We start from the raw sequence: 25,167 nt of genomic DNA, 5'->3' as shown, positions 1-25,167 counted from the left end.
TTCCTCAAGGCTTGAAATCACTGGACGGCCGTGTGGCTTCCCCACTGCAGCACGACGATGCCGGCGATCATGATCGCCATGCCCAGCCACATGCGCCAGTTCAAAGGGTCACGGAAGGCGAAGTGGGCAATGATCGCGGTGGCGATGATGCCGACGCACGACCACACGCCGTAGGCCAGTGCGGTCGGCATGCCGCGGTCCAGCACCTTTGCGAGCAGGAAGAAGCAGACACCGTAGCCCAGCACCACCGGCACCGCCCACGCGAGTCTGCTGAACCCCTCCGAGGCGCGCAGCGACAACGTGGCCGCCACCTCGCAGAAAATGGCCCCGAATAGCATCAGCCACGTCCACGCCATGCCCGTCTCCTCCCTGCGATACGGCTGCAAAACAGCCACAACATAGCAGACCGCGCCGGACATGGGCCCGGCAAAGCGGCGGGGTCTGTTGTCGAGTCACTTGCTGCAATGCGCTCGAAGACAGACCCCGCCATGGCGTTCGGACCGGTTGACGATCCACCCCTCGACGGCTAATCGTTGCGGCGGCGTGCCAGTGCGCTGGTGCACAGGCCGGCTGCCAGGGTGCAGGCGAGCAGGGTCAGGGGCAGTGCGGTGCTCGCGCCCGTGGAGGCGAGCTTCTTCGCGGCCCCGTCGGACTGTACCGTGCCGGACTGCCTGTCGAGGGCCTGGTCCACGAGCTGCTGGGCCTGGTCGGCCTTGGCCTGCGCGTCCTGCAGCGACTTGAGCCTGGCCTCGGCGTCCGACTGGGCCTTGACGGCCTGGTCGTACGCGGTCTGCTTCGCGGCCGTGTCGGCGGTGGCGGCGTCGAGTTCGGCCTTGGCCTTGTCGTACGCCTGCTGGGCCTTGTCGACCGCGGGCTGCGTGTCCTTCACGGTCTGCTGGTAGACGGCGTTGAGCGTGGCAACGTTCTCCTTCGCGTCCGTGACCGCGTCCTGGGCGGTCTTCGCGTCGCGTTCGAGCTGGGCGAGCTTGTTCCTCGCGTCCGTGAGGGCCTTGGCCTTGGTCTCGGCGTCCTGCTTCGCCGCGGCGGCGTCGCGTTCGGCCTTCGCCTGGATGGCCTTCGCGTCCGTCAGGGCGTTGAGGTCCTTCTGCGCGGCGTCGTACGCGCTCTTGGCCTGCTCGTACGCGCCGCGCGCGGTCTCGGCGGCCTTGTGCTTCGCGTCGTAGTCCGCGGCAGCATTGTCGGCGGCGGCCTTCGCCTCGTCGTACGCCTTGGCGGCGTTCTGCTGGATGGTCTGCGCGTTGGCGAGGTCCCTGACGTGCTGCGCGGTGTCCGCCTTCGTCCTGTCGGCGGCGGCCTGGTCGGCCTTCGCCGCGGCGAGACGCTGGTCGGCGGCGGTCTTCGCGGTGCGGGCCTGGGTCTCGGCGTTCCGCTTGGCGGCCAGGTCCTTCGCGGCGGTCGCGTACGCGGCCGCGGTCCGCTCGGCGGTCTGCCGGGCGGCCTGGACCTTCTCGCCGGCGGGCTTGACGGCGTTCTGCGCGGCGGTCAGGTTGCGCTGCGCGGCCTGCTGCGCGGCCAGGGCGCTCTGCTGTGCGGCCTGCTTCGCCTCGTACGCCTGCTGGCTGGACGCGGCGGCCTGCTTCGCCTTCTCGAGGGCCTGTCGGGCGGACTCGATCTGCTTGTTCAGGCTCGCGATCTGGTTGGACGCGTTGTCCAGCTTCGCCTTGTACGCCTTCACCTTGCCGATGACGGAGTCCACGTCCTGCTGGTTCTTGCTCACGTCGATGTTGCCGGCGAGCTCGCCGGCGTAGGATCCGAAGTCCTGGGTGGCCCAGCCTTCGGCCCAGCCGAATCCCGTGTACTTGAAGTCCTTGTTCAGGATGTTCAGGTAGTGGCCGACCTCGCCGTAGTGCTGCTCCTCGATCTGCTGCGGGGTCAGGCCCTGCTTGATGTACCGGTCGTACACGGCCTTCTCCTGGTCGTACCAGCCCTTGAACGGGTCCGGGTAGCCGACCGCGATGTTCTCGCCGAAGGGCCACACATGGTTGAGGCTTCCGTTCGCCTTGTTGTAGTCGGTGATGGTCATGGCCAGTGCGGTCAGGGAGTCGGTGACCTTGAGCTCCGGCAGGCCGTTGTCGCGGCGCAGCTGGTTGCATTCCTTGATGAACTCGAGGGCCTTGAGCATGTTGTCCAGGCTGGTCGCGTCGTTCGCGTCGCCGAGGTTGACGTACTTGACCAGTTCGTTCGCGGTCCTGTCGGTCAGGATACGGTACGCGTCGGTGGCGTTCACGGTCTTGAAGTAGCCGGCCGCGCCCGTGCTCTTCTGGCTCGCGAGGGTCTTCGCGTCGTTGAGCTGGCGGGTCAGCTCGTCGAGCCTGGCCTGCGCGTCCTTCTGGGCCTTCGCCTTCGCGGCCGCGTCCGCCTTGGCGGCCTTCGCGTCGCGTTCGGCCTGCGCGGCCTTGCCGGAGGCGGTGTTCAGCTCGGTCTGCGCCTTGGCGACGGCCTGATCCTTCGCGGCCTTGTCCGCCTGCGCGGCCTTGAGCGCGGCCTGGGCCCTGTCGTTGTCCGCCTTGGCCGCGTCCGCGGCCTTGCGGCTCTGGTCGGTCGCCTTCGCGGCCTGCTCGGCCTTCGCCTGCGCGTCCTTCGCGTCCGCGCCGGCCTTCTCGGCCTTCGCCTGCGCGTCCTTCGCGGCCTGTTCGGCCTTCGCGGCGGCGTCCTTGGCGGCCTGGACCTTGGCGGGATCCTTCGAGTCGGCGAGCAGCCGGTCGGCGTCCGCCTTCGCCTGCTTGGCGTCCTCTTCCGTCTTCGCGGTCGCGTCCTTCTTCGCGGCGGCGTCCGCCTCCGTCTTCTCCGCGGCCGTCTTGCCGTCGGTCGCGTCCTTGAGGTCCCTGTCGAGCCGGTCGTAGTCGTTGCGGTCGGACTTCTCCTGCTTGGCGGCGGTGTCCTTGGCGGCCTGCTCGGCCTTCTGCTGGGCGTCGGCGGCCGTCTTGTCTGCCTTGGCCTTGTCCGTCTCGGCGTTCTTCACGGTCTGCTTCTGGCCGGTGACCGCGTCGTTGGCGTCCTTGAGGGCCTGTTCGGCCTTGTCGAGGTTGTCCTGCGCCTTGTCCAGGTTGGTCTTCGCGTCCTGCGCGGGCTTCTTCGCCGCGTCGAGGTCCTTGCCGGCCTTGTCGGCCGCGGCCTGCTTGTCGGTCTGGGTCTTCCTGGCCGCCTCGACCGCTGCCTTCGCCGCGTCCGCTGCCTTCTTCGCCTCGTCGACCTTGGCCTTGGCCTCGGCCTGCGCTGCCGGGGTGGCCCCGTCCGCCTTCTCGACCGCGGTCTGGACCTCCAAGTCAGCCTTCGCGTTGGCACTCAAGTTGTCAGCAGCCATCGCGCCCGTGCCGCCGCCCATCAGGGTCGCGGCCGCAACCGTAGCGGCGACGGCGACCGGTGCCATACGCCGTGATTCACGCTTCGCTGCGTGCCTACCTTTGGTCATGGTGATTCTCCTCTCCAGAGATGCATTGGACGCGTCGCTACATCAACGTGGCGGCGCAATCTTCACGGATTTGACATTATTCGGAAGGGGGGACTCTAGACATCCCCTCCGCAATGCCGTATTTCACGATATGGATACCCCGCAAGGCCGTGGAACAACCCGGCAACCGGCGAAACACTGCGACACGCTGGGATTATGCGATCAGGCCGCCCTATGCTAAATTATCTCCTCGTTGCCTCCGAGTGATCAGGCAACGATCGGGCCATAGCGCAGCTTGGTAGCGCACTTGACTGGGGGTCAAGGGGTCGCGGGTTCAAATCCCGCTGGCCCGACGGATAACCCGCGGAATTTCAACGATTCCGCGGGTTTTTGTATTCTGTGGCTCCATGTTCGGGACAATTCGCATCGGCACGAGTATTGACTATCGACTTACAAACACATACTGTTGTCTTACGTAAGGCTTAAGGAGGTATGTGATGAGCATGTCATCGGTCACCGTCCGAGTGGATGAGGACACCAAACAGAAGGCCTCATCCATCGCCGAGGATTTCGGCCTGGACCTGTCGTCGGTCACCAGGGCGTTCTACAGACAGATCGTGCGCGAGAAGCGCATTCCGCTCAACCTTTCCTACACGACCATACCGGCCGAGACCATGCAGGCGCTCAACGAGGCGAAGAACCGGCTCGCCGGCGGCAAACCGCGGTTCGACGACGCCGACGGGATGTTCGACTCCCTGGGAATCTGACGCATGCTCAAACCGGACTACACCGCGGCATTCCAGCGAGACATCCCGCTCAAGGAGGTCATACGGCTGGTGCTTGAGGATACCGTGCAATCCAAGGAAACCCTGCGGCGCCGGCATCGAGCCCACATACTCACCGGTGAGCTGTCCGGAGTGTTGGAATGTCACATCGGCAATGCCGGCGATTGGCTGCTCCTATGGATACGCGACGACGGCACCGCCGTGTTCATGCGTACCGGCAGCCGTGACGAGTTGCTAGGCAAATAATCGCTCTCAATAGGGTGGGCATCACGAACAGTCGGCGGTTCGACGCTGGTTGCATGATCGGTCCAACCTGCGGGCCCGGATTCGCAGGTTGGACCGATCATGCGATTTTCGGGCCCGAAAACGGCCGTTTTTTCGCACAATCGGTCCAACCTGCATCACAGGCGTCATAGGTTGGACCGATCGAACAACATCGCACGCCCGACAGGCCCCGCGGCAGTCGAATACGCGTTCGGCCACGGATAACACCGGACGGGCATCGATGACTGTCCGCCCCGCCCACTGCAGTGAGACGGCCACCATCAAAAACACCGCAGCGGTTCTGGTAGACGCAAGACGCGCAGTCGAGGCGCGAGCTCAGGTGACTGTCTGTGCATGGCAGCCTCCAACACGGCTCGTCGCCTGGGATGATCACGTATGGCTATAGCACTTATTGCATCGCCTGTTCTAAGCCTTCGACGAATCTGTCGAGACGCAGTTTGCGGAGATGCTCCAACTCCTCTTTCATGGTTCGCGGCGGATTATCCTTGCTGGCGACAACGCCTTTCATAGCGTCCACAACACCTTCCTGATCATATGTCAACGCCAAGCTCAGGAACTCGTCAGGGTGAACAGCTTTCACCGCATATCGTTCAAGGCCTGCTTCCGGGAAGTCCCTAAGATTGTACGTAACGATGTAATCGGCATCAGCCACCAAAGCAGCGGCAAGAACATGCCGGTCATCAGGATCCGGCAGTTCAAGCGTCGACTCAAGCCGACTCCAGCCATACACGCAATGGGTGGGATTCATCGGCGTGATGAACGACAGCAAACGATCCGCCTGTTCTGGCGTGCGCCCACGACGTTCGACGAGCGCATGCCGGGCCTCCTTCAGGATGCGCTCGGACCACACGGCATCGATCACTTGCCTCTCGTCCAGCGTGAGCATGATGTCAAGCAGCCACACCGCCGGGAAAATGTTCGCATCAAGCAAAACGACGGGTTTCGCCATATCAAAGCCTCTTGTCAATCAAAATCGGCAACGTAGGCCGCATCATCCTCGTCGTACAGCCCCATCTCAGCGGCCGCGCGGCGCATGGACGACAGCGACCGCTCCATCCGCTCGCGTTCACGCCCCTGATAGTCCATCACGTCGGCCACATCCACCATGCGGCGGCCTGTGGCACCGTTGCGGGAGAACGGGAGCTGCCCGGAATCGAGGATTCGAGCCACAGTGCGAGCCGAGCAGTTCAGCAGTTTCGCAGCCTCACCGGTCGTGATCATGCGACGACGCCCCATCACGCCGAGCGCAGCGTTCAACGCCGCCTCATACGCTTCGGCGCTCAGCTCCACCACGCCACCATCGGCATCGACAAGCGCTCTATCGCCATGCAGAACCATTGTTCCCCTGGATTGAGGCATCTCAAGTACGGCAGTCATCATTCCTCCTTGCACTTACACCATTCTAACAATTCCTGACAAAACTGACAATAGTCCAGAATGACTGCAAAACTGATTGCTGCGCTGAATCAACGAAAGCGCGCCGAAGACGGCCGGCGGTTCGCCGCTGGTTGCATGATCGGTCCAACCTGCGGGCCCGGATTCGCAGGTTGGACCGATCATGCGATTTTCGGGCCCGAAAACGGCCGTTTTTTCGCACAATCGGTCCAACCTGCATCACAGGCGGCATAGGTTGGACCGATCGAACAACATCGCACGCCCGACAGGCCCCGCGGCAGTCGAATGCGCGTTCGGCCACGGATGGCACCGGCAATCACGGTTCGCACACAAACTGCATGCCCGTGCCGCTGCCCGATCCCAAACACCGGCCATGATGTGCTACCCTATCCGGCAGAGCCGCAACGACTCCCGGACGATGGACAAGTACCCGGATTGACAAGACTTGCCATGCACATGAGGAGCGTGATGGCCATGGCTTGGCTCGTTCTCATTCTTTCCGGTCTATGCGAATCCGTGTGGGCGATCGCCCTGGACCGTTCCGAGGGATTCTCCAAAATCGTTCCCACCGTAGTGTTCGCGGCCGGCCTCGTCGCCAGCATGGGTGGCCTGGCATACGCGATGAAGCACATCCCCATCGGCACGTCATACGCCATCTGGGTCGGCATCGGCGCGTCGATCACCGCGGCCTACGGCATGGTCAGCGGCGAGGAAGCCCCGTCGCCGCTGCGCATCCTGCTTATCTGCGGACTGATCGCCTGCATCGCAGGTTTGAAGATCGTCGACTGACGGCGGGGAAGGGGTGCCCGACTTGGGCGCGGGACCCGGCGTCCGAAAAACATGGCCCCGGTACGGCGGCCTCAGTCCTTCCCGTCGAAGCTGACGGTGAGCGTGCGGCCCATGCCGTGCGCGAGCGCCTCCAGCGTCTTGAACGACGGGTTGATGTGCGCCTGCTCGATGCGCTGGATGGTGATGCGCGAAACGCCGGTCGCATCCGCCAGCTGCTGCTGCGTCATCCCGCACTCCCGCCGCGCCCTGAGCAGCGCCGCACCGACCTCGGGGTAGACGCGCGGCCTGTCCGGCCGGGCGTCCGGCTTCGTTCCGGGCGTTACCCCGGGGTTCTCGGGTGCACTTGCGTCGGTCATGTCCGCATTCCTTTCAGGCCGGCCGTGAGGCTGCTTCACGAGACGCATCGTACAGCAAACCGCGCCGGACGGATTGCCTCGCACGGCTGGCGTGGCGTAATATACGCCGTCTATGGTTGAGCAGGACCAATCCGCAGGAGCCGCAACGCAGAGACAGGAGGGCAGCGAATGTCCATGCACATATTCCGCACCAAATCGGTCGAACAGACCATAGCCGAAACGGGGGAGGAGGGCCGTTCGCTCAAACGTAACCTCACCTGGTGGGATCTGTCCATCATGGGCGTGGCCGTGGCCGTGGGCGCGGGCATCTTCTCGGTGGGCGCGCAGGCGGCGGCCTACCATGCGGGTCCTGCGGTGATCATCAGCTTCCTCATCGCCGGAGTGGTGTGCGGCGCCGCGGTGATGTGCTACGCCGAGTTCGCCTCCATGATCCCGGTGGCCGGCTCCGCGTACACGTTCACGTACACCACGGTGGGCGAGATCATGGCGTGGATCATCGGCTGGGACCTCATCCTGGAAATGCTCATGGCCGGCTCCGTCATCTCCAAGTACTGGGGCGTGTACCTCAACGACTTCATGCGGCTCATGGGCTGGAATGCCAACACGAACCTCTCGCTCGGCGGCTTCCATGTGGACATTGCGCCGATCATCATCGTGGCGTTCTTCACCACGCTGCTCGTGTTCGGCACCAAGATCGGCGCCCGCGTGGACGGCGCCATGACGGTCCTCAAGATCGCCATCGTGTTCTTCGTGGTGATCGTGGGCTTCTTCTACGTGAAGGCCTCCAACTACACGCCGTTCGTGCCGCCGAGCGAGCCCGCGTCCGCGGTGAACGGCACGGTGTCCGCCGTCACGGACGAGATGACGCAGCCGTTGTGGCAATTCGTCACCGGCATGACGCCCACCATCTACGGCGTGCCTGGCATCCTGTCCGGCGCGGCGCTCGTGTTCTTCGCGTTCATCGGCTTCGACGTGGTGGCCACCGCCTCCGAGGAGACCGTCAACCCCAAGCGCAACGTGCCACTGGGCATCGGCGTGGGCATGGCGCTGATCATCGTGATGTACATGCTCGTGGCCATCGTGACCACCGGCATGGTCTCCTACAAGGATCTGGCCGCGCAGGACAGCCCCTCGCTGGCCACCGCGTTCGAGCTGGTGGGCGCGAACTGGGCGGCGAAGATCATCAGCTTCGGCATCGTGCTCGGCCTGGCCACCGTGGTGATGGTGCTGCTGCTGGGACTCACGCGCGTGGTGTTCGCCATGAGCCGCGACGGTCTGCTGCCGCGCGGGCTGTCGAAGACCGGACGCCACGGCACGCCTGCCATGCTGCAGATCGCGGTGGGCGTGGTAGTGGCCCTCGTGGCCGCGTTCTTCGATATCGGCGTGCTGTCCGACATGGTGAACATCGGCACGCTGTCCGCGTTCACGCTGGTGGCCCTGTCCGTGCCGATCATGCGCGCCAAGCGCCCGGAGCTGCCACGCGCATTCAAGATGCCCGGCAACCCGTGGGTGCCGATCCTCATCGCGGCCGCCAACCTGTGGCTCATGCTCAACCTGAGCGTGCTCACATGGGTCCGCTTCGTGGTGTGGCTCGTGGTGGGCTTCGCCGTGTACTTCGGCTACGGCTACCGCCACGCGCGACTCGGCACCGGAGAGCTCGACACGCCGGCGGCCGGCGCCGTGGAACACTGACGATCACCGATCGCACCGAAACGAACATCCGGGATGATCGATTCGGTGCATCTCGGTGCCGTTCTGTGACATTTCGCCCCCGAACGGGTCTTCCCGCCCGTCTGGGGGCGTTCTTTACCTCGCGTTCACGAATTCTTCCCGGGGTTTCAAGGGGGTGCGCCGGTACGCGAGTACACTGGGGACCATTGCCGAACACCAATCGAAAGGGGCCCAATGACCACCGCCGATCCGTTCGCATCGTGCGCGCAGAAGATGCGCGACCACAACATGAGCGAACTGTCCATCGCACAATTCGAACACCTGTACCGCGTCTGGCAGAACGAGGAGGCCTCGAGCTGGATCCGCGAAGCGGACGTCGAGCCGCTCACCAACGTGCCCAGCTTCCACGACGTGTACAAGACCATCGACCACGACAAGGCCGTGGAGGCGTTCGCCAAGACCGCATTCCTCAAGCTCAACGGCGGCCTGGGTACCTCCATGGGACTGCACTGCGCCAAGTCGCTGCTGCCCGTGCGCCGCCACAAGGCCAAGCCGATGCGCTTCCTGGACATCATCCTCGGTCAGGTGATCACCGCCCGCACGCGTCTGGGCGTGGACCTGCCGCTGACGCTCATGAACTCCTTCCGCACCTCGGAGGACTCCATGAAGGTGGTCAAGCACAACCGCAAGTTCCATCAGGAGGGCATCCCGCTGGAGATCATCCAGCACGCCGAGCCGAAGATCGACGCGGCGACCGGCAAGCCGGCGTCCTTCCCCGCCAACCCCGACCTCGAATGGTGCCCGCCGGGACACGGCGACCTGTACTCCACCATCTGGGAGTCCGGCCTGCTCGACAGGCTCGAGGAACGCGGCTACAAGTACCTGTTCATCTCCAACTCGGACAATCTGGGCGCACGCCCCTCGCGCACCCTGGCCCAGTACTTCGAGGACACCGGCGCCCCGTTCATGGCGGAGGTGGCCGTGCGCACCGAGGCCGATCGCAAGGGCGGGCACATCGTGCGCGACCGCAAGACCGGCAACCTCATGCTGCGCGAGATGAGCCAGGTGCACGACGACGACAAGGCCGACGCCCAGAACATCGCCAAGCACCCGTACTTCAACACCAACTCCATCTGGATCCGCGTGGACGCCCTCAAGGCCAAGCTCGCCGAGTGCAACGGCGTGCTGCCGCTGCCGGTGATCCGCAACAAGAAGACCGTGGACCCCACGGATTCCTCCACCGAAAAGGTGATCCAGCTGGAGACCGCCATGGGCGCGGCGATCGGCCTGTTCGAAGGCGCCACCTGCGTGCAGGTGGACCGCATGCGCTTCCTGCCGGTCAAGACCACGAACGACCTGTTCCTCATGCGCTCCGACCGCTTCCACCTGACGGACTCCTACGAGATGGAGGACGGCAACTACATCTTCCCGAACGTGGATCTGGACCCGCGCTACTACAAGAACATCAACGACTTCAACGAGCGCTTCCCGTACAACGTGCCGTCCCTGGCCGCCGCCAAGTCGGTCACCATCCGCGGCGACTGGACCTTCGGCCAGAACGTGAAGATGTTCTCCGACGCGGTTCTGGAAGACAGCGACGAGCCGTCCTACGTGCCGAACGGCGAGTTCGTGGGTCCGCAGGGCGTGGAGCCGGACGACTGGGTGGTCTGACCCGATGACCGTGCGCAACATGCCGGGGATTTCGCCAACGACGGAAACCCCCGGCATGTTGCGCACGTATTTTGACGAAAAGCGCGATGTTCACGCAAAAAGCCCTTACAATGGGGTGAAGTGTGCGGCAACGCACGGTTGAACGACATACTAACGAGACGTGAGGACCGATGGCAGAAGGTACGAATGGCAGGCGGCGTTTCTCCGACAAGTGGGGAAAGCACGAATTGGATGTGCTGGCCGTACTGTCATCGGCATTCCCGCAATGGCTCACGTCCCGGCAGATAGCACAGCGCGTGAAGGCCTACGCCGATTCGTATGGCGAGCTGGCCGACCAGGCCGCCAAGGCCGCGTTCGCCAAGCAATTCCAGCGTGACCGCGCCAAGCTGGCCGCCATGGGCATCGCCATCGAATCGCGCCAGCCCGAATACTCCTCGAAGTCCGAGGGGCAGGACTTCGCTTCCTACCGCCTCCAGCTCGGCGACGAACCGCGCGTGCGCCTGCACTTCGAGCAGGAGGACCTGCCGGTGCTCGCCGCCGCGAACTATCTGGCACGCTCCATCTCCATGTCCCAGTCCTCCGAGGAGGAGCAGCACCAGCAGACCTCCCGCACGGCCCCGCGCGTGCCGCAGACCCCCATTCCGGGCCTAGGCCTCGATTCCATCGCGCCGGGACTGGGCACGCAGACCATTCCCGCCCAGCTCATGAAGGTCGTGGACTCGCGCCGCTTCGCCGCCACCGTGGACGTGGACGGCGAACACATCAACGTGGCCTACCGGGACACGGACGATCTGGCCATGTACGTGCTCGAGCATCCGGGTGCCTCGATCATCAGCCCCAAGGAGGCCGTCGAGGCCTTCCACCGCAGGCTCAACGCGGCGGTGGACTTCCGTGAGCTCACGGACACCGCCAAGGGAGAGTCGGCCGCCACCGTGGTGTCCCCGCCGCTGGTCAAGCAGGACCCTGCTGCGGAGGAGCACGCCAAGCCGCACAAGAAGTCCGGCTCGTTCCAGACCGGTTCCGAAGTGGACCGCCGCCTGCGCCTCATGCTGTTCCTGTCCGCCCATCTGGGCGAGGAGTACTCGCTGGCCGAGCTGGCGGAACGGTTCATCGGCCGACCGCGCACCGAGGATGAGCTCAAGAAGTCCGTCGCGGTGATCCACAAGGACATCAACACGCTCACCACCGTCTCCGACGACGGCGAAATGGCCGGCAGCCAGTTCTTCGACATCGACTGGTCGCTGCTGGACGCGGAGGGCATCGTCTCCGCCACGAATTCACTGGGGCTGGAACGCCTGGCGGGCATCTCCCCGCAGTACCTGAGCCTGCTGACCGCATCGGTGAGCTACCTCGCCCATTCGCCGTTGCTGCCCGAACAGTCGCGCGATCAGGCCCAGTCGCTCTACCAGCGGCTGCGTCCGCACGTCAAGGCGGGCGAAACCCCGTGGCTGTCCCTGACCGGCTACGAACTCGAACCGAACAGCTTCGCCGTGGTGCGTCGCGCCATCAACGACGGCGACCTGATCGACATGGAATACACGGACGGCGCCGGCCGCACCCGCAGCAAGCTCGTGGCACCCGCGAAGATCTTCGTGGACGAGGGCCTGTACTACGTGGCCGTATGGACCGCCGTGGACGCCAAGAAACGAATCGCGAAGGCACAGGACGGCAGCGACTGCACGCACTGGCAGGTGCTGCGCCTGTCACGCGTGGAGCATGCGGACATCGTCAAGCCGGAGCAGCCGGTGGACGTGCCGGACGTGCCGGTGGGCGAACTGCGCAAGTGGAGCTTCGACAACGGCACCGCGGCAGCGTTCATCACCGACCAGCCGGACCTGCCGTTCATCAAGAACCTGCCCGGCGCCAGCGTGGAACCGTACGGCACCGGCGAAAAGGTGAGCGTGACCGTCTCCTCCGACTCGTGGTTCGTGGCGTTCTGCATCGCCCACGCCCGTCACATCGTCGCCGTGGCACCCGCCACGCTGCGCTCCATGATCGTGACCCGTGCCGAGCGCGAACGCTCCCTGGGCGCGAAGGCCGAGGCGTAGGAGGCTGCTATGCCGTGGTGGATTTGGCTCCTGCTCGCCCTGTTCATGCTCGCCATGCTCATTGCGGGCATCGCGTATGCGATCCTGCGGGCCATCGCCGCACTGCGCACGCTGGGGGACGTGGGGGAGAAGGTCTCCGGACCGTTGTCCGCCTTGGGCGAGCTGCACGCGGATGGGAACGAGGACGCACAGACGCCGTCGTTCGCCGAGCCGCTGCGGGGGCCGCTCGAACGCTACATAGCCGCGCACGCCGCACTGCTGAGCCGCAAAGCCAGAAAGGAAGACCGCCACGCCGACGTCTGGAGGCGCTGGGCGGAATAGGGATCCCCATGCCAGCACATCACCATCGCAACCGCAACACCGAGCAATCCGCTGCCGCGCCCGCGTCCGCGGCGGCACGCTATGCGGCGTTCAAGACCCGCCAGCGCCGTGCCTCCACCGCGGCGGCACGGTTTGAGCGCACGCTGAGCTTCCCGCTGGACGACTTTCAGCGCGAGGCCATCGACGCGCTCGAGGGCGGCGACAACGTTCTCGTGGCGGCCCCTACCGGAGCGGGCAAGACCGTCGTGGCCGACTTCGCGATGTTCCTCGCCAGCGAACGCAACGTCAAGGCGTTCTACACCACGCCCATCAAGGCACTGAGCAACCAGAAGTACCACGATCTGGCCGCCGTGTACGGCGAGGATCGCGTGGGCCTGCTCACCGGGGACAACTCCATCAACTCCGAGGCGGACATTGTGGTGATGACCACCGAGGTGCTGCGCAACATGCTCTACGAGCGCTCCTCCACGCTCACCGCGCTGCGCTACGTGATCCTCGACGAGGTGCACTACCTGGCCGACCGGTTCCGCGGGCCGGTATGGGAGGAGGTCATCATCCACCTGCCGCAGTCGGTCAAGGTGGTCGGCCTGTCCGCCACGGTCTCCAACGTGGAGGACTTCTCCGCATGGATCTCCTCGGTCAGGGGCGGCACCAAACTGGTCGTCTCCGAACGCCGCCCGGTGCCGCTCGAGCAGCATGTGCTCGTGCAGGCGGACGACCGCAGCGAGCCGGAGGTCATCGACCTGTACCGGCGGGGCTCGGATGGCGAACAGACCACGCAGCTCAATCAGGAGCTCGTGCTGCGTCTCAGCCAGCTCGACCGGCAGGCCGCACGCCGCGCCGGGGCGGGCAAACATGCCCACGGCACCAAGAAGGTGGGCCGCGAACGCGTGGCCGGCCGCGACGGCAAGCCCATGCGTCACACGCCGCGTCGCTGGGCCGTGGTGGACGAGCTCAACTACCTCGGCATGCTGCCGGGCATCTACTTCATCTTCTCGCGCAACGGGTGCGACCAGGCCGTGGACCAGTGCATCAACGCTGGGCTTGAACTGACCAGCGACGAGGAGGCCAGACGCATCCGGCGCATCGTGGACGAGATGATCGAAGGCCAGCTTTCCGCCGCGGACCTCAAGACCCTGCGTTTCAGCCAGTTCCGGTTCGCGCTCGAGGAGGGTTTCGCCGCGCACCACGCCGGCATGGTCGCCCTGTTCCGGCAAATCGTCGAACGCTTGTTCGAGGAGGGTCTCGTCAAGATGGTGTTCGCCACGGAAACGCTGGCACTCGGCATCAACATGCCGGCGCGCTGCGTGGTGGTGGAGAAGCTGGAGAAGTTCGACGGCACCGGGCACGTGAGCCTGACGCCGGGGGAGTTCACCCAGCTGACGGGACGCGCGGGGCGCCGCGGCATCGACCCGATCGGGCACGCCATAGTGGTGGACCACGCCGGATTCCTGCCGCAGACCGCCGCGGCGCTGTCCAGCAAGCGCGTCTACCCGCTGCACTCGAGCTTCCGCCCCACGTTCAACATGGCCGTCAACCTGCTCAACGCCAGCGACTACGCCACCGCGCGCATCACGCTCGACCACTCGTTCGCCCAGTGGGAGGCCAACGAATCCGCCACGCAGCTCGAGGAACAGATGGACATGCTCAAGCGGGCGCTCGACGGCTATGAGAAGGCCTTCGTCTGCCAGCACGGCGACTTCCGCGAATTCATGACCATCCGCATGCGGCTGTCCGACCTGCAGAAGGGGGAGCGGCGCAAGCTCAAGCACGCCGTGTTCTCCTCCGAGGCCGCGCGCAAGGCCGCATGGAAGGGGCTCGACGAGCGCATAGCGGACCTCAAGCGGCGCGAGCAGGAGCATCCGTGCCGCGACTGCCCGGACCTGGCCCAGCACCTCAAGTGGGGACACCGGTGGGCGCGCGAGATGCACGAGCTCGAACGCGTGCGCAACCGCTACGATTCGCGCACCGGCTCCGTGGCACGGCAGTTCGACCGCATCTGCGAACTGCTCAGCCAGCTCGGCTATCTGGAACGCCACGACACGACGGACCCGTACGGCGGCACACGCACCGACTACCGGCTCACCGAACGCGGCCAGCTCCTGCGACGCATCTACAGCGAGCAGGATCTGGTGCTCGCCGAGGCACTGGAGGCCGGCGTGCTCGACGACCTCAGTCCCGAAGCCTTGGCATCCGTGCTCTCCGGCATCGTGTATGAGGCGCGCAGGGGCATGGGCGGCGAACCCAGACACTACCCCGGCGGCGCGAAGGGCGCGGTCCTCAACGCGGCCCGGGAGCTGGGCGTGCTGCGTTCGCGGATCACCGCCCTGTGCGAGGACAACGGTCTGGACGACCCACCCAAGTTGGACTTCGGCATCTGCGACGTGATCTACGCGTGGGCCGGCGACCGGGACCTGTCCGACGTGCTGCGCGACTCGGATCTGACCGGCGGCGACTTCGTGCGCAACGCCAAACGGCTTGCGGACGTGCTGCAGCAGGTGGCGCAGACCGGCACGTTCCTGGGGGAGCGCGGCAAGAGACTCGCCCATACGGCCAGACAGGCGTACGAGGCCATCAACCGCGGCATCGTGGCGTACTCGGGCATCGACTGAGGACGGGCCGGCACGTGCGGCGAGCGGCGGGAATAATCCCGTCGTCCCCGTGGTTGGGTAAACTGGAAAGGCTGTTTTGAAGGAGGCAACATGGCGGAACGCTCCCTGAGGGGAATGAGCATCGGCGCGAAGTCGCTGGAATCCGACGACAACGTGGATTTTGCTGCAAGGACGGACGTGGCGTACGTGTGCCCGAAGGGTCACCGTACCATCCTGCCGTTCGCCGAGGGCGCCGAGATCCCGGACGAGTGGGAGTGCCGCTGTGGCGCGATCGCGCACCGCGAGGGCGACGAGGACGCCGAAGCCAACGAGATCGCCAAGCCCACCCGCACGCATTGGGACATGCTGCTCGAGCGCCGCAGCATTGACGAGCTCAAGGCCCTGCTCGACAAGCGTCTGCAGATGCACCGCGACGGCTGGATTCCCGACTACGAGTGACGAAAGCGACACGCGCGCGGCATATGCCCGCGTTCCCCATGCCCGGTCGTTGTGACCGGGCATAATAATATCCGGAACTCGCCACCTTGGCGTTGCAACCCTGGCATTGGAGAGAGAAGCACAATGGCCCATCCCATGAAGGTTGTCCTGCTTGATCTGGACGGCACGTTGACCAAATCCGACGGCGGCATCATCCAAAGCGTCGTCAAGACCTTCGAGGAGCTCGGCATGCCCGTGCCGGACGACGCCGAACTGCACCGGTTCATCGGTCCGGCCATCAGCGAATCGCTGGCTCGCAACCATGTGCCGGCGGACCGCATGGACCATGCCATCGCCATCTACCGCAGCTACTACAACGAGCGTCCCGCGTTCGACGATCCCAACGAGCCTGGCGCCAAGGTTCCCGGCCAGCTCGTCAACGTGGTGTTCCCGGGCATTCCCGAGCAGCTTGAACGCCTGCGCGCGGACGGCTACTATCTGGCGTTGGCCAGCTGCAAGCCGGAGTTCCAGTGCGTGCCGATCTGCGAGCACTTCCACCTGACCGGCATGCTCGACGGCATCTACGGCGCCAGCACGGACAATTCGCGCCTCAACAAGGATCAGGTGATCCGGTACTGCTTCGAGCACATCGGATTCGACCCGGCGGCGGGGGACAGGGCCCTCATGGTCGGCGACCGGTACACGGACATCGACGGGGCGCGCGCCTGCGGACTTGACACCATCGGATGCCGCTGGGGCTACGCACCCGCCGGCGAGATGGAGGAACACGGCGCCTACGAGATCATCGAGCGCGTGGACCAGATCGAGGACGCCGTCAACCGGTACTTCGCCTCGCACTGAGGCTTGCCCCCGCGTCCCCGTTCCCGCCGACGCTTCCATTGCCATACCTTGCCATGCGCATGTGCGACAATGGGAGGGTAGGACGACGCACGGGGCAAGGGGGACCGCATGCCGCAATTCGATATCAATTTTTTCATGTTCGGCCTGCCGTTCGCGCTCGTCGGCGCCATCTTTGCCGCGATCGGGATTTTCGGCATGCGCCACGAACGGCTGATGGACGAGCGATGCACCTCATCCGCGGAAGGCATCGTGAGCGAACGGGTCATCACGTCGGACGACGATGACAGCGATTCAACGAGCCATTCCTGGTATTTCGAGGTCACGTACGAGGTCGACGGCGAAACATTCACCGTGAACACGAAGACAACGGGGGACAAGGACCGGTTCCACATGGGTGACCGCCTGACCGTCGAATACGATCCGATGAAGCCTGACCGCTCGCGGCTCACCGTCGACACCGATCATGACACTTCCGGCCTGACAAGCATAGCCGCGATCGGCGTGGTCTGCTTTGCGATAGGCGCCGCTTCGATGACCGCGGCATTCATGGCAGCGTGACCGCACTGAACTCGTTCGAAATACGGGCTGAATATCTCGAAATCTGCAATTCTAAGCGTCAAATGATCGCTGGGGCGATAGATTCGCGCTTAGAACAGCAGAAAGCGTTACGTTCAGCCCGTATTTTCGATCGGGCATGCACCAAAGAGGAGAGCCAGGCGGCAACTGCGACAGTGGCGGAGTAGCGACAGTGGCAGCTATAAGCTGGCTGGGCTCAACCTCCCCATCCAATCTGACATAACGTACATTATCGGATTTCCGCCTCGCGGGCGCGCTCGGCCTTGCGTGCCTCGAGCTTCATGCGCAGGCGCGCGGCGGTAAGATCGTCGATCGGCCGGCCCAGACCCTTGGAACCACCGGCGGATATGGCGGTCAGGTCCACGTAGTCCTCGTGCTCCAGCGCCTCGTCGATCTGATGCCACAGCGAGCCGACCGACACACCGAACACGGCCTTGCCGCTACGCACCAGGGCGATGACCTGTTCGTTCGTGGTGCATTCGTGCACCTTGTCGCCGTCGCACATGATGGTGATGTTCTCCAGCTGTGCACTGGTGCGCTGCGTGAGAAACCCGATGGCCGCGGTGACGTTCTGCAGATTGACGCCGGCATCCAGCAGACGCTTGGAGACGGCGAGGATCACCACGTCCTTGAACGAGTACAGGCGGCGCGAGCCGGACCCGTGCGAGGATTTGATGGATGGCTCGACGATCTGCTTGCGCGCCCAGTAGTCGAGCTGACGGTAGGTGATGCCGGCCACCTTGGAGGCGACTGTCCCCCGATAGCCCCGGGTGAATTCCTCCTCGTCCGCGGTGGCGAACAGCTCACCCTGCACCATGCCGCCATCGGCGGGCCTTCGGCGCAACGTGAGCTCGGTCATCACTCCCCCGTCCCGGTCGTTTCCGACCCGCTCAGGCCCGCGGTTCGCGGATCACGGCCGACTTGGTGAAGAACACGAGACGGAACTTGCCGATCTGAATCTCGTCGCCGTTGTGCAGTTCGGCGTCGTCGCGGCGCTGGCGGTTCACGTACGTGCCGTTGAGGCTGCCCGCGTCCACCACGTGCCACGCGCCGTTGATACGGCGGAACACGGCGTGCGCACGGGACACGGTCGAATCGTCGAGCAGGATGTCCGCGCTCGGGTCGCGGCCCACGCTCACCTCGTCCTCGTCGAGCAGGTAGCGCGAACCGGTCACCGCACCGCGCGTCGAGATGAGCAGCGCCGTGCCGTCGGCCAGCCGGGCGATCGTGTCGAGATCCTCCTGGGTGAGCGGACGGTCCGCGGTGGTGGTAATCGGAATGGTGATGGCAGGCAGACCGATGATGGTGGTTTCGCCTGCGGTAGGGATCGGATCAGTCATAATTGCTATTCTACAGTCTTTGCGTACTTATTGGCTTGAGCTTGTCGCACCGTTTCGATGGTTATCTTGTCGGCCTGCTGCACGTTGACCGAGGCGCCGAAGTCGAGCTTGAGATCGGAGCCCACTCCCCCGGCGATGTCCACCGCCCCCTGCAGCGTGGACGGGTCGCCGATGGCCTTGACGACGTACGGGCTGGTGAGTACGGTGCCGTCGCACACCAGATTGCCGTTCACGCGCTGGATGGCCGTGGACGTGACCACGCGCACGCCGTCGAATTCGATGACCTCCGCCCCGGCGTTCCTCAGTTCCTCGATGAGGTGGAACATGGTGGCCGCGTCGATCGGATGCGCGGCCCGCTCGGAGATGGTGATCGTGATGCCCTTGCCCTGGGCGGGCAGACGGCCGGAAAGGATGCCGCTGGTCTGCTCGTTCTGCTCGGCGATGAGCCGCGCCTGCTCCTGCTTGTCCGCGGCGGCCTTGATGGAGTTGAGCTGCTGGGTGAGCTGGGTCTTGCGGTCCTCGAGCTTGCTGACCTGCGAGCTGGTTTCGGTGAACAGGCGGCGCAGCTCGTCCTCGGTCATGGACTCGTAGGACGACTGCGTGTTGTGCACCTGCACCATGTAGCCGTAGCCCAGCAGGGCGCACAGCACCATCACGAGCGCGCTGGTGAGGATGCGGTTGCGCGTGGCGTTGCGGTCCAGATTGCGCTTGGCCGGCTTGCGGCGCACCACCGGGAAGGATCCGGTGGCGATCTCGTCGTTCGCCCGGTCCCGGCGATGCTGGCGGTGCAGCGTGGTCTGCGGATCCTTGCCGCTGCGCCCGGCGTGTTCCATGCGTGCCATGAGCCGTCAGCCCCTGAAGATGAAGCGACGGATGGCGGACACGTTGGAGAAGATGCGGATGCCCATGACCACGATGACGGCGGTGGTCAGCTGCGAGCCGACGCCGAGCTGGTTGCCGAGGAACACGAGCAGCGTGGCGGTGATCACGTTGGAGAAGAACGAGATGACGAACACCTTGTCGGAGAAGCTGCGCTCGAAGTAGGCGCGCGCCGCGCCGAGCAGCGCGTCAAGGGCGGCCACGACCATGATCGGCAGGTACGGCTGCAGCACGATCGGAATGTCCGGCTGCAGGAAGATGCCGGTCACCACGCCGATGATGAGTCCCAGGACCGCTGCCATTTATTCGACGCTCCTTGCATACGAGAGGTTCTTCGATTCCGCCGCTTCCAGTCTAATGGTCTTCTGCGCGGAAACCTGCGGATGGATGCCCGCGTTTCCCAGCTGCTCGTTGACCGCGCCCGCGCCGGACGGGCTGACGGCCGCCTTGAGCTTGGACGAGTCCCCGATCGCCTGAATCACGTAGGGACTCTGGATCTTCGTCAGATCCACGAGAATGGTCTGGCCGGCCTTGCGGATGGAGGTCTGCACGCCGAGACGGCAGCCGTTGACGGCGATGGCCTCCGCCCCGGCGGCCCACAGCTGGGAGACGTACCACTGCAGGTCGCTGTCGGTCACGACGCGGATCTGCGCGGTCGCGCCCCCGTTGGAGGAGGCGGCGAGCGGGTCGGTGAGCGTGATCTGCACACCCGGCCCTTCGACGGCCGTACCTCCGATGACCATCTCGTCTTGCGAGAGCTGGTCGTCCGCGGCGTCGGCGCCCACCTGATCGCTCAGCGTGGTGATCTGCCCGCGCAGGTCGTTGAGTTCGCGGGTGAGCTGGTCGGACCGGCCGGATGCCTCCTCGATGCGGCTGACGTACCAGTCGCGCTGCTGCTTGCGCGGGTCGGCGTGCAGTCGCTGGACCACCACCGAGCCGCTGACGCCCACGGCCACGCAGATGAGGAACACCACCACGCGCGTGGACCAGACGGACAGGGCGGAACGCCGGCGCTGGTCGAGCAGGGAATCGGCATACAGGGAGTCCATGGGCCGGTTGGTCAGGTCGTCGATGAGCCGCAGCGACTCGTCCGCAAGCCTGCGCCGGCGGGTGGCGTTCTGCGCGCGGATGCCAAGCGGTCCTTCGGCATGGCGGATGCGCAGCTGCAGGGCGCCTTGGGAGAAGACCGACCGCCGCCGCACCGGCACGGCATCCGGCGGTACCGGCACGGAGACCGGCAAGGTCTCGCTCACCGCGGTTCACGCTCCCCGTGGATGAGCTCATAGCCCTGCCTGAGGTACAGCAGCCCGGCCATCCAGTAGAGCACCACGCCCCAGATCATGCCGGCCATGCAGATGAGGTGCAGGCCCAAGGTCAACGGCCCGGTCCACATCTCCGCGATGATGAACGCGGGGATGGTCATCATGAGCATGGCCGTGCCCGCCTTGCCCACGAAGTGCACCGGCAGCGGGCCGTAGCCGTGCTGGGCAAGCAGCAGGATTTCGATGGCCATGACGAGGTCTCGCGCGCCGACGATGATGAGCACCCACCAGGGAATGACGCCGGCCACGCCGAGCGCCACCACTGAGCAGAAGATGAGCAGACGGTCGGCTACCGGGTCGAGGATCTGGCCGAGCTTGCTTACCTGATTGAACTTGCGGGCGAGCGTACCGTCCAGCCCGTCCGACAGGGCGCTGATGGCAAGGACCACGAGCGCCCACGCCATCTGCCTATGGCCGACCAGCACGGCGAACACGGGAATGGAGACGATGCGCAGCAGGCTGATCGCGTTCGGCACGGTCCAGATGAGGTCACGCGCCTCGGGGCTGTACGCCGTATCCGTCCGATGTGCCGTCACACCCATCTGGCCTCCTTCGCCGTCCCGATTGCCGATCGATTCCTTCAGCGCCTGCCTGACGCCCTCAGATGCGCGACGCCTGCAGCGCCGTGACGATGATGCCGCGCGCACCGACTTCATACAGGTCGTCCATGAGCTGGTTGACCTTCTTCTTGGGCACCATGACGCGCACGGCGTTCCACTGCTTGTCGTGCAACGGAGAGATGGTGGGGCTTTCGAAGCCGGGGGTGACGGCCACGGCGGCCGAGACCTTGTCCACCGGAATGTCGTAGTCCATGAGCACGTACTGATGGGCCGTGAGCACGCCCTGCAGGCGGCGGGACAGCACCACGAGACGGGGATCGTCGGCGGCCACGCGCGGCGAGCGGATGAGGCACGCCTCAGAATGCATGAGCGGATCGGCGAAGATGCGCAGACCCGCGTTGCGCAGCGTGGTGCCGGTGGAGACCACATCGGCGATGAGGTCGGCCACGCCCAGCTGCACGGAGGATTCCACGGCGCCGTCCAGATGGATGGTTTCGGCGTGGATGCCATGTTCGGCGAGGTAGTCCTGGACGAGCTTGTCAAACGTGGTGGCCACGCGCTTGCCCTCAATGTCCTCGAGGCGGCTGATGGGCGAATCGTTCGGCGCGGCGAAGCGGAACGTGGAGGCCCCGAAGCCGAGCGGCAGGTGTTCGAGCGCCGGCGTGCCGGAATTCCTCAGCAGATCCTCGCCGGTGATGCCCACGTCGATCGTGCCGGTGCCGACGTACACGGCGATGTCCAGCGGGCGCAGGTAGAACAGCTCGATGTCGTTGTCCGGATCCTGCACCACGAGCTGGCGCGGATTGGTCCTCAGACGGTACCCCGCTTCGGACAGCATGTTCCATGCGGGTTCGGACAGCATGCCCTTGTTGGGCACTGCGATGCGAAGCATGTGGATTCCCCCTTGTGTTGTGCGTGGGTTACAGGTACTTGTACACGTCCTCGAGCGAGATGCCGTGCTTGACCATCATGACCTGCACGTGGTAGAGCAGCTGGCTCATCTCCTCGGCCATGCGCTCGTTGCCCTCGTATTCGGAGGCGATCCAGGTCTCCCCCGCCTCCTCGACGATCTTCTTGCCGATGAAATGCGTGCCCTTGTCCAGCTCCTCCACCGTCAGGGAACCCTCGGGACGGGTCTTGGCCTTTTCGCTCAGTTCGGCATACAGCGATTCAAACGTCTTCATGGGTGTGTTGTTCTGCTTTCTTGTTCGAAATTGTGGTGCCACTCTGGTTCCGGTTCAGGCGCGGAACGCGGCCTCGGCCTGCTCGCGGATGCTGTCGATGGCCTCGGCGGGGTTCTCGGCCCCATACACGGCCGAACCGGCCACGAGCACGTCCGCGCCGGCCTCGGCCACGATGTGCGCGGTCTTGGGGCTCACGCCGCCATCCACCTGAATGTGGGTGGCAAGCCCGCGGCGGGTGATCTCGTCACGCAGGCGGCGCACCTTGTTCATCTGGTTGCCGAGGAACTTCTGTCCGCCGAAGCCGGGCTCCACGGTCATGACGAGGACCATGTCGAACTCGTCGAGAATGTCGAAGAGCGGTTCGACCGGCTCGGCGGGGCGCACGGCGAAACAGGCCTTCACGCCCATGTCGCGCAGCTGACGGGCCAGACGCACCGGAGCGTGGGTGGCGCCCATGTGGAAGGTGACGGAGCTGGCGCCGCACTTGGCGAACTCGGGGGCCCAGCGGTCCGGATCCTCGATCATGAGGTGGACGTCCACCGGAAGGTCCGTGACCTCGCAGATGCGCTTGACGATCGGCTCGCCGAGCGTGAGGTTCGGCACGAAGTGATGGTCCATCACGTCAACGTGCACCAGATCGGCGTTGGCGATGGCCTTGAGGTCGCGTTCGAGGTTGCAGAAGTCAGCGGACAGGATGCTGGGTGCGATTTGAATGCTCATGGCTCCTCATTCTATGGTCGGGTAGGTACGTTGAAATGGTGGATGGCGATCCTGCGGACCGCTGCGGGCCATCGGGACGGCGAACGGATCAAACGGCTAACCGCGCGCGGCCTGACCGACCTCGCCGGCACCGGCCTCGCCGTCCTTGTCCTCCTCGCCGTAGGTCTCGAGCTCGGTGACGCCCCTGAGCTTCTCCGCAAGCAGGTCCGTGGCCTTGCCCCGCTGCATGATGAGCACCAGCGCGACGGCACCGCACACGAACACGGCCATGGACACCCACACGTTGATGCGCACGCCCAGGAACGTGTGCGCGTAGTCGATGCGCAGCGCTTCGATCCACGTACGTCCGGCGGTGTACCACATCACGTAGATGGCGAACAAGGAGCCGGCCTTGAGCGCCTTGATGGCCTTGGAGCCGATCCAGACGATCAGCACGGCACCGATGAGGTTCCAGATCATCTCGTACAGGAACGTGGGGTGGAACAGCGTGCCGGTGGGGCAGGTGGTGCCGTCGTAGCACTGTTCGCTGGAACCGATGGCCGTGCCGGCCGTGTTGAGCTTCAATCCCCAGGGCAGCGTGGTGGGGGCGCCGTACAGCTCCTGGTTGAACCAGTTGCCGAGGCGACCGATGGCCTGCGCGACGAGCAGGGCCGGCGCGATGGCGTCCGCGAGCAGCGCCATGGGATAGTGCTTGTCCCGGCACCACGCCCATGCGCCGAGCGCACCGAGGGCGATGCCGCCCCAGATGCCGAGTCCCCCGTTCCAGATCTTGAACATCTCCACCCAGTTGCCGGTGGCCCCGAAGAACCGTTCCGGCGTGGTGATGATGTGGTACAGGCGTGCGCCCACGATGCCGCAGGGCACGGCCACGAGGGTGATGTCGAAGATCTGGTCGAACGTACCGCCATAGCGCTTCCAGCGCACGGTGGAGATCCACACGGCCGCCGCGATGCCCGCGAGGATGCACAGGGCGTAGATGTGGATCGTCACCGGACCGATCTGGAACTGCGAGACGGTGGGCGAGGGAATGTATGCGAGATTCATGGTCCTCATCCTAGCGGGCGGAGGCCACGCCGGCGGCCAGTTCGTCCGCCTTGGCGGCCAGACGGGCCAGTCCCTCGGCCTCGTCGAGGGCCTTGCGGTCGGAATCGTCGAGCAATTGGTGCACGAGCGCGGAGCCGACGATCACGCCGTCGGCGTAAGCGCCCACCTTGGCGGCCTGCTCCGCCGTGGACACGCCGATGCCCACGCACACGCGTTCGGCGCCGGCGCTGCGGGTGCGTTCCACGAGGGCCTCCGGGGAGTCGGAGATGGTCTTGCGCTCGCCGGTCACACCCATGCGGGAGGCGGCGTACACGAAGCCCCGGGAGGCGCGGGAGACCACCGCAAGCCGTTCTGCGGCGGAATCCGGGGAGACCAGGAAGATGCGGTCCAGCCCGTGGCGGTCGGACGCCTCGATCCACTCCCCCGCCTCGTCCGGAATGAGGTCCGGGGTGATGAGTCCGGCGCCGCCAGCGTTCTCGAAATCGCGGGCGAAGCGTTCCACGCCGTAATGGTAGATGAGGTTCCAGTAGCTCATGATCAGCGGCACGCCGCCGGCGTTGGCCACGGTCTCCACGGCACGGAACACGCCGTGGATGCTTTCCCCGTTGTTCAGCGCGATCTGGCTGGCCGCCTGGATGACCGGGCCGTCCATGACCGGGTCGGAGTACGGCAAGCCGATCTCCACGGCGTTGACGCCATGCTCCACGAGGGTCTTCAGCGCCTTCAGGGAGATGTCCGGGTTCGGGAAGCCGTAGGGCAGGTAGCCGATGAAGGCCGGTTTGCGCTCCCCGTCGAGCCGCTCGAACATGGCGGCGGTGGGGCTGGGCCTGTGGCTGATGCCTAGCGGCTGGCCGGACGGCGTTCCCGCCTGCGGCGTGGTTGCGGTGTTGCTCATGATGTGTCCTCTTGTCCTGATGTA

27 protein-coding genes, 1 tRNA gene, 2 pseudogenes and 1 riboswitch are annotated in these 25,167 nt (G+C 65.2%); of the genes and pseudogenes, 14 read left to right on the top strand and 16 right to left on the bottom strand.

Features of this window, described 5'->3' with window-relative positions:
• Window positions 1–17: 17 nt before the first annotated feature.
• Both AC1AZA_RS01685 and AC1AZA_RS01680 read right to left on the bottom strand, forming a co-directional pair.
• The gene (locus tag AC1AZA_RS01685) at window positions 18–356 is read right to left on the bottom strand and encodes a DMT family transporter (RefSeq protein ID WP_476513008.1); all 339 of its coding nucleotides are present in this window, start codon (window positions 354–356) and stop codon (window positions 18–20) included.
• A 170-nt stretch (window positions 357–526) separates the two neighbouring features.
• The gene (locus AC1AZA_RS01680; protein WP_476513007.1) at window positions 527–3,433 is read right to left on the bottom strand and encodes a CAP domain-containing protein; all 2,907 of its coding nucleotides are present in this window, start codon (window positions 3,431–3,433) and stop codon (window positions 527–529) included.
• Between the two features lie 258 nt (window positions 3,434–3,691).
• Between AC1AZA_RS01680 and AC1AZA_RS01675 the strand changes: the two genes are divergently transcribed.
• The 3 genes from AC1AZA_RS01675 (at window position 3,692) to AC1AZA_RS01665 (ending at window position 4,443) form a co-directional block, all read left to right on the top strand.
• Window positions 3,692–3,765: transfer RNA gene (locus AC1AZA_RS01675), tRNA-Pro, on the top strand.
• A gap of 144 nt (window positions 3,766–3,909) precedes the next feature.
• Window positions 3,910–4,179: a type II toxin-antitoxin system RelB/DinJ family antitoxin gene (locus AC1AZA_RS01670; RefSeq protein ID WP_476513006.1), complete on the top strand. Its 270-nt coding sequence runs from the start codon at window positions 3,910–3,912 to the stop codon at window positions 4,177–4,179.
• 3 nt (window positions 4,180–4,182) lie between these two features.
• The gene (locus AC1AZA_RS01665; RefSeq protein WP_476513005.1) at window positions 4,183–4,443 is read left to right on the top strand and encodes a type II toxin-antitoxin system RelE/ParE family toxin; all 261 of its coding nucleotides are present in this window, start codon (window positions 4,183–4,185) and stop codon (window positions 4,441–4,443) included.
• A 427-nt stretch (window positions 4,444–4,870) separates the two neighbouring features.
• Here the strand turns inward: AC1AZA_RS01665 and AC1AZA_RS01660 are convergent, their stop codons facing one another.
• Both AC1AZA_RS01660 and AC1AZA_RS01655 read right to left on the bottom strand, forming a co-directional pair.
• On the bottom strand, window positions 4,871–5,431 hold the full coding sequence (locus AC1AZA_RS01660; RefSeq protein WP_476513004.1) for a PIN domain-containing protein: 561 nt from the start codon (window positions 5,429–5,431) through the stop codon (window positions 4,871–4,873).
• Window positions 5,432–5,445: 14 nt separating this feature from the next.
• Window positions 5,446–5,862 (bottom strand): helix-turn-helix domain-containing protein, encoded by a 417-nt coding sequence (locus AC1AZA_RS01655; protein WP_476513003.1) that lies wholly within the window; start codon window positions 5,860–5,862, stop codon window positions 5,446–5,448.
• 408 nt (window positions 5,863–6,270) lie between these two features.
• A riboswitch (guanidine-III (ykkC-III) riboswitch) is annotated at window positions 6,271–6,330 on the top strand.
• Window positions 6,331–6,351: 21 nt separating this feature from the next.
• On the opposite strand from AC1AZA_RS01655, the gene AC1AZA_RS01650 reads away from it, so the two are divergent.
• Window positions 6,352–6,666, top strand: a complete 315-nt coding sequence (locus AC1AZA_RS01650; protein ID WP_476513002.1) for a DMT family transporter — start codon at window positions 6,352–6,354, stop codon at window positions 6,664–6,666.
• A gap of 71 nt (window positions 6,667–6,737) precedes the next feature.
• Here the strand turns inward: AC1AZA_RS01650 and AC1AZA_RS01645 are convergent, their stop codons facing one another.
• The gene (locus tag AC1AZA_RS01645) at window positions 6,738–7,022 is read right to left on the bottom strand and encodes a helix-turn-helix transcriptional regulator (protein ID WP_476513001.1); all 285 of its coding nucleotides are present in this window, start codon (window positions 7,020–7,022) and stop codon (window positions 6,738–6,740) included.
• Between the two features lie 174 nt (window positions 7,023–7,196).
• On the opposite strand from AC1AZA_RS01645, the gene AC1AZA_RS01640 reads away from it, so the two are divergent.
• The 10 genes and pseudogenes from AC1AZA_RS01640 to AC1AZA_RS01595 all read left to right on the top strand — a co-directional run bounded on the left by AC1AZA_RS01640 (window position 7,197) and on the right by AC1AZA_RS01595 (window position 17,366).
• Window positions 7,197–8,714: an amino acid permease gene (locus tag AC1AZA_RS01640; RefSeq protein ID WP_476513157.1), complete on the top strand. Its 1,518-nt coding sequence runs from the start codon at window positions 7,197–7,199 to the stop codon at window positions 8,712–8,714.
• Window positions 8,715–8,927: 213 nt separating this feature from the next.
• Complete coding sequence (locus tag AC1AZA_RS01635; RefSeq protein ID WP_476513000.1) at window positions 8,928–10,364, top strand: UTP--glucose-1-phosphate uridylyltransferase; 1,437 nt, start codon at window positions 8,928–8,930, stop codon at window positions 10,362–10,364.
• 170 nt (window positions 10,365–10,534) lie between these two features.
• A pseudogene (locus tag AC1AZA_RS01630) lies at window positions 10,535–11,989 on the top strand (WYL domain-containing transcriptional factor); the annotation flags it as partial.
• Window positions 11,990–12,049: 60 nt separating this feature from the next.
• Window positions 12,050–12,412 (top strand): annotated as a pseudogene (locus tag AC1AZA_RS01625) (WYL domain-containing protein); the annotation flags it as partial.
• A gap of 9 nt (window positions 12,413–12,421) precedes the next feature.
• The gene (locus tag AC1AZA_RS01620) at window positions 12,422–12,733 is read left to right on the top strand and encodes a hypothetical protein (RefSeq protein WP_476512999.1); all 312 of its coding nucleotides are present in this window, start codon (window positions 12,422–12,424) and stop codon (window positions 12,731–12,733) included.
• An 8-nt stretch (window positions 12,734–12,741) separates the two neighbouring features.
• On the top strand, window positions 12,742–15,345 hold the full coding sequence (locus AC1AZA_RS01615; RefSeq protein ID WP_476512998.1) for a DEAD/DEAH box helicase: 2,604 nt from the start codon (window positions 12,742–12,744) through the stop codon (window positions 15,343–15,345).
• 90 nt (window positions 15,346–15,435) lie between these two features.
• The gene (locus tag AC1AZA_RS01610) at window positions 15,436–15,783 is read left to right on the top strand and encodes an RNA polymerase-binding protein RbpA (protein ID WP_476512997.1); all 348 of its coding nucleotides are present in this window, start codon (window positions 15,436–15,438) and stop codon (window positions 15,781–15,783) included.
• A 123-nt stretch (window positions 15,784–15,906) separates the two neighbouring features.
• Entirely contained in the window at window positions 15,907–16,623 is a 717-nt protein-coding gene (locus AC1AZA_RS01605; protein ID WP_476512996.1) for an HAD hydrolase-like protein, read from the top strand.
• A 108-nt stretch (window positions 16,624–16,731) separates the two neighbouring features.
• Window positions 16,732–17,181 carry a DUF3592 domain-containing protein gene (locus tag AC1AZA_RS01600; RefSeq protein ID WP_476512995.1) on the top strand — a complete coding sequence of 150 codons (450 nt, stop codon included), beginning with the start codon at window positions 16,732–16,734 and terminating at the stop codon, window positions 17,179–17,181.
• Window positions 17,178–17,366, top strand: coding sequence for a hypothetical protein (locus AC1AZA_RS01595; RefSeq protein ID WP_476512994.1), 189 nt, complete (start codon window positions 17,178–17,180; stop codon window positions 17,364–17,366). Before AC1AZA_RS01600 ends, AC1AZA_RS01595 begins: the two co-directional genes overlap by 4 nt.
• Window positions 17,367–17,428: 62 nt before the next feature.
• On the opposite strand, the gene AC1AZA_RS01590 is transcribed toward AC1AZA_RS01595, so the two are convergent.
• The 11 genes from AC1AZA_RS01590 to trpA form a co-directional block, all read right to left on the bottom strand.
• Window positions 17,429–18,058, bottom strand: coding sequence for a MerR family transcriptional regulator (locus AC1AZA_RS01590; protein WP_476512993.1), 630 nt, complete (start codon window positions 18,056–18,058; stop codon window positions 17,429–17,431).
• A gap of 31 nt (window positions 18,059–18,089) precedes the next feature.
• Complete coding sequence (locus tag AC1AZA_RS01585; protein WP_476512992.1) at window positions 18,090–18,539, bottom strand: FHA domain-containing protein; 450 nt, start codon at window positions 18,537–18,539, stop codon at window positions 18,090–18,092.
• 5 nt (window positions 18,540–18,544) lie between these two features.
• Entirely contained in the window at window positions 18,545–19,372 is an 828-nt protein-coding gene (locus tag AC1AZA_RS01580) for a DUF881 domain-containing protein (protein ID WP_476513156.1), read from the bottom strand.
• Between the two features lie 15 nt (window positions 19,373–19,387).
• The gene (locus tag AC1AZA_RS01575) at window positions 19,388–19,720 is read right to left on the bottom strand and encodes a small basic family protein (RefSeq protein ID WP_152349406.1); all 333 of its coding nucleotides are present in this window, start codon (window positions 19,718–19,720) and stop codon (window positions 19,388–19,390) included.
• Window positions 19,721–20,671, bottom strand: coding sequence for a DUF881 domain-containing protein (locus AC1AZA_RS01570; protein WP_476512991.1), 951 nt, complete (start codon window positions 20,669–20,671; stop codon window positions 19,721–19,723). It abuts the gene before it with no gap.
• Complete coding sequence (locus tag AC1AZA_RS01565; protein ID WP_476513155.1) at window positions 20,668–21,276, bottom strand: CDP-alcohol phosphatidyltransferase family protein; 609 nt, start codon at window positions 21,274–21,276, stop codon at window positions 20,668–20,670. Before AC1AZA_RS01565 ends, AC1AZA_RS01570 begins: the two co-directional genes overlap by 4 nt.
• 64 nt (window positions 21,277–21,340) lie before the next feature.
• Window positions 21,341–22,192 (bottom strand): ATP phosphoribosyltransferase, encoded by an 852-nt coding sequence (gene hisG, locus AC1AZA_RS01560; protein ID WP_476512990.1) that lies wholly within the window; start codon window positions 22,190–22,192, stop codon window positions 21,341–21,343.
• A 28-nt stretch (window positions 22,193–22,220) separates the two neighbouring features.
• Complete coding sequence (locus AC1AZA_RS01555; protein WP_476512989.1) at window positions 22,221–22,484, bottom strand: phosphoribosyl-ATP diphosphatase; 264 nt, start codon at window positions 22,482–22,484, stop codon at window positions 22,221–22,223.
• Between the two features lie 54 nt (window positions 22,485–22,538).
• The gene (gene rpe / locus AC1AZA_RS01550) at window positions 22,539–23,204 is read right to left on the bottom strand and encodes a ribulose-phosphate 3-epimerase (protein ID WP_476512988.1); all 666 of its coding nucleotides are present in this window, start codon (window positions 23,202–23,204) and stop codon (window positions 22,539–22,541) included.
• Between the two features lie 96 nt (window positions 23,205–23,300).
• Complete coding sequence (gene lgt / locus AC1AZA_RS01545; protein ID WP_476512987.1) at window positions 23,301–24,248, bottom strand: prolipoprotein diacylglyceryl transferase; 948 nt, start codon at window positions 24,246–24,248, stop codon at window positions 23,301–23,303.
• 10 nt (window positions 24,249–24,258) lie between these two features.
• The gene (gene trpA, locus AC1AZA_RS01540; protein WP_476512986.1) at window positions 24,259–25,143 is read right to left on the bottom strand and encodes a tryptophan synthase subunit alpha; all 885 of its coding nucleotides are present in this window, start codon (window positions 25,141–25,143) and stop codon (window positions 24,259–24,261) included.
• Window positions 25,144–25,167: the final 24 nt, after the last annotated feature.

This window comes from Bifidobacterium sp. LH_389 (assembly GCF_056357235.1).
The sequence above is the reverse complement of the archived record's forward strand: the minus strand, read 5'-3'. Positions and strand labels throughout refer to the sequence as shown.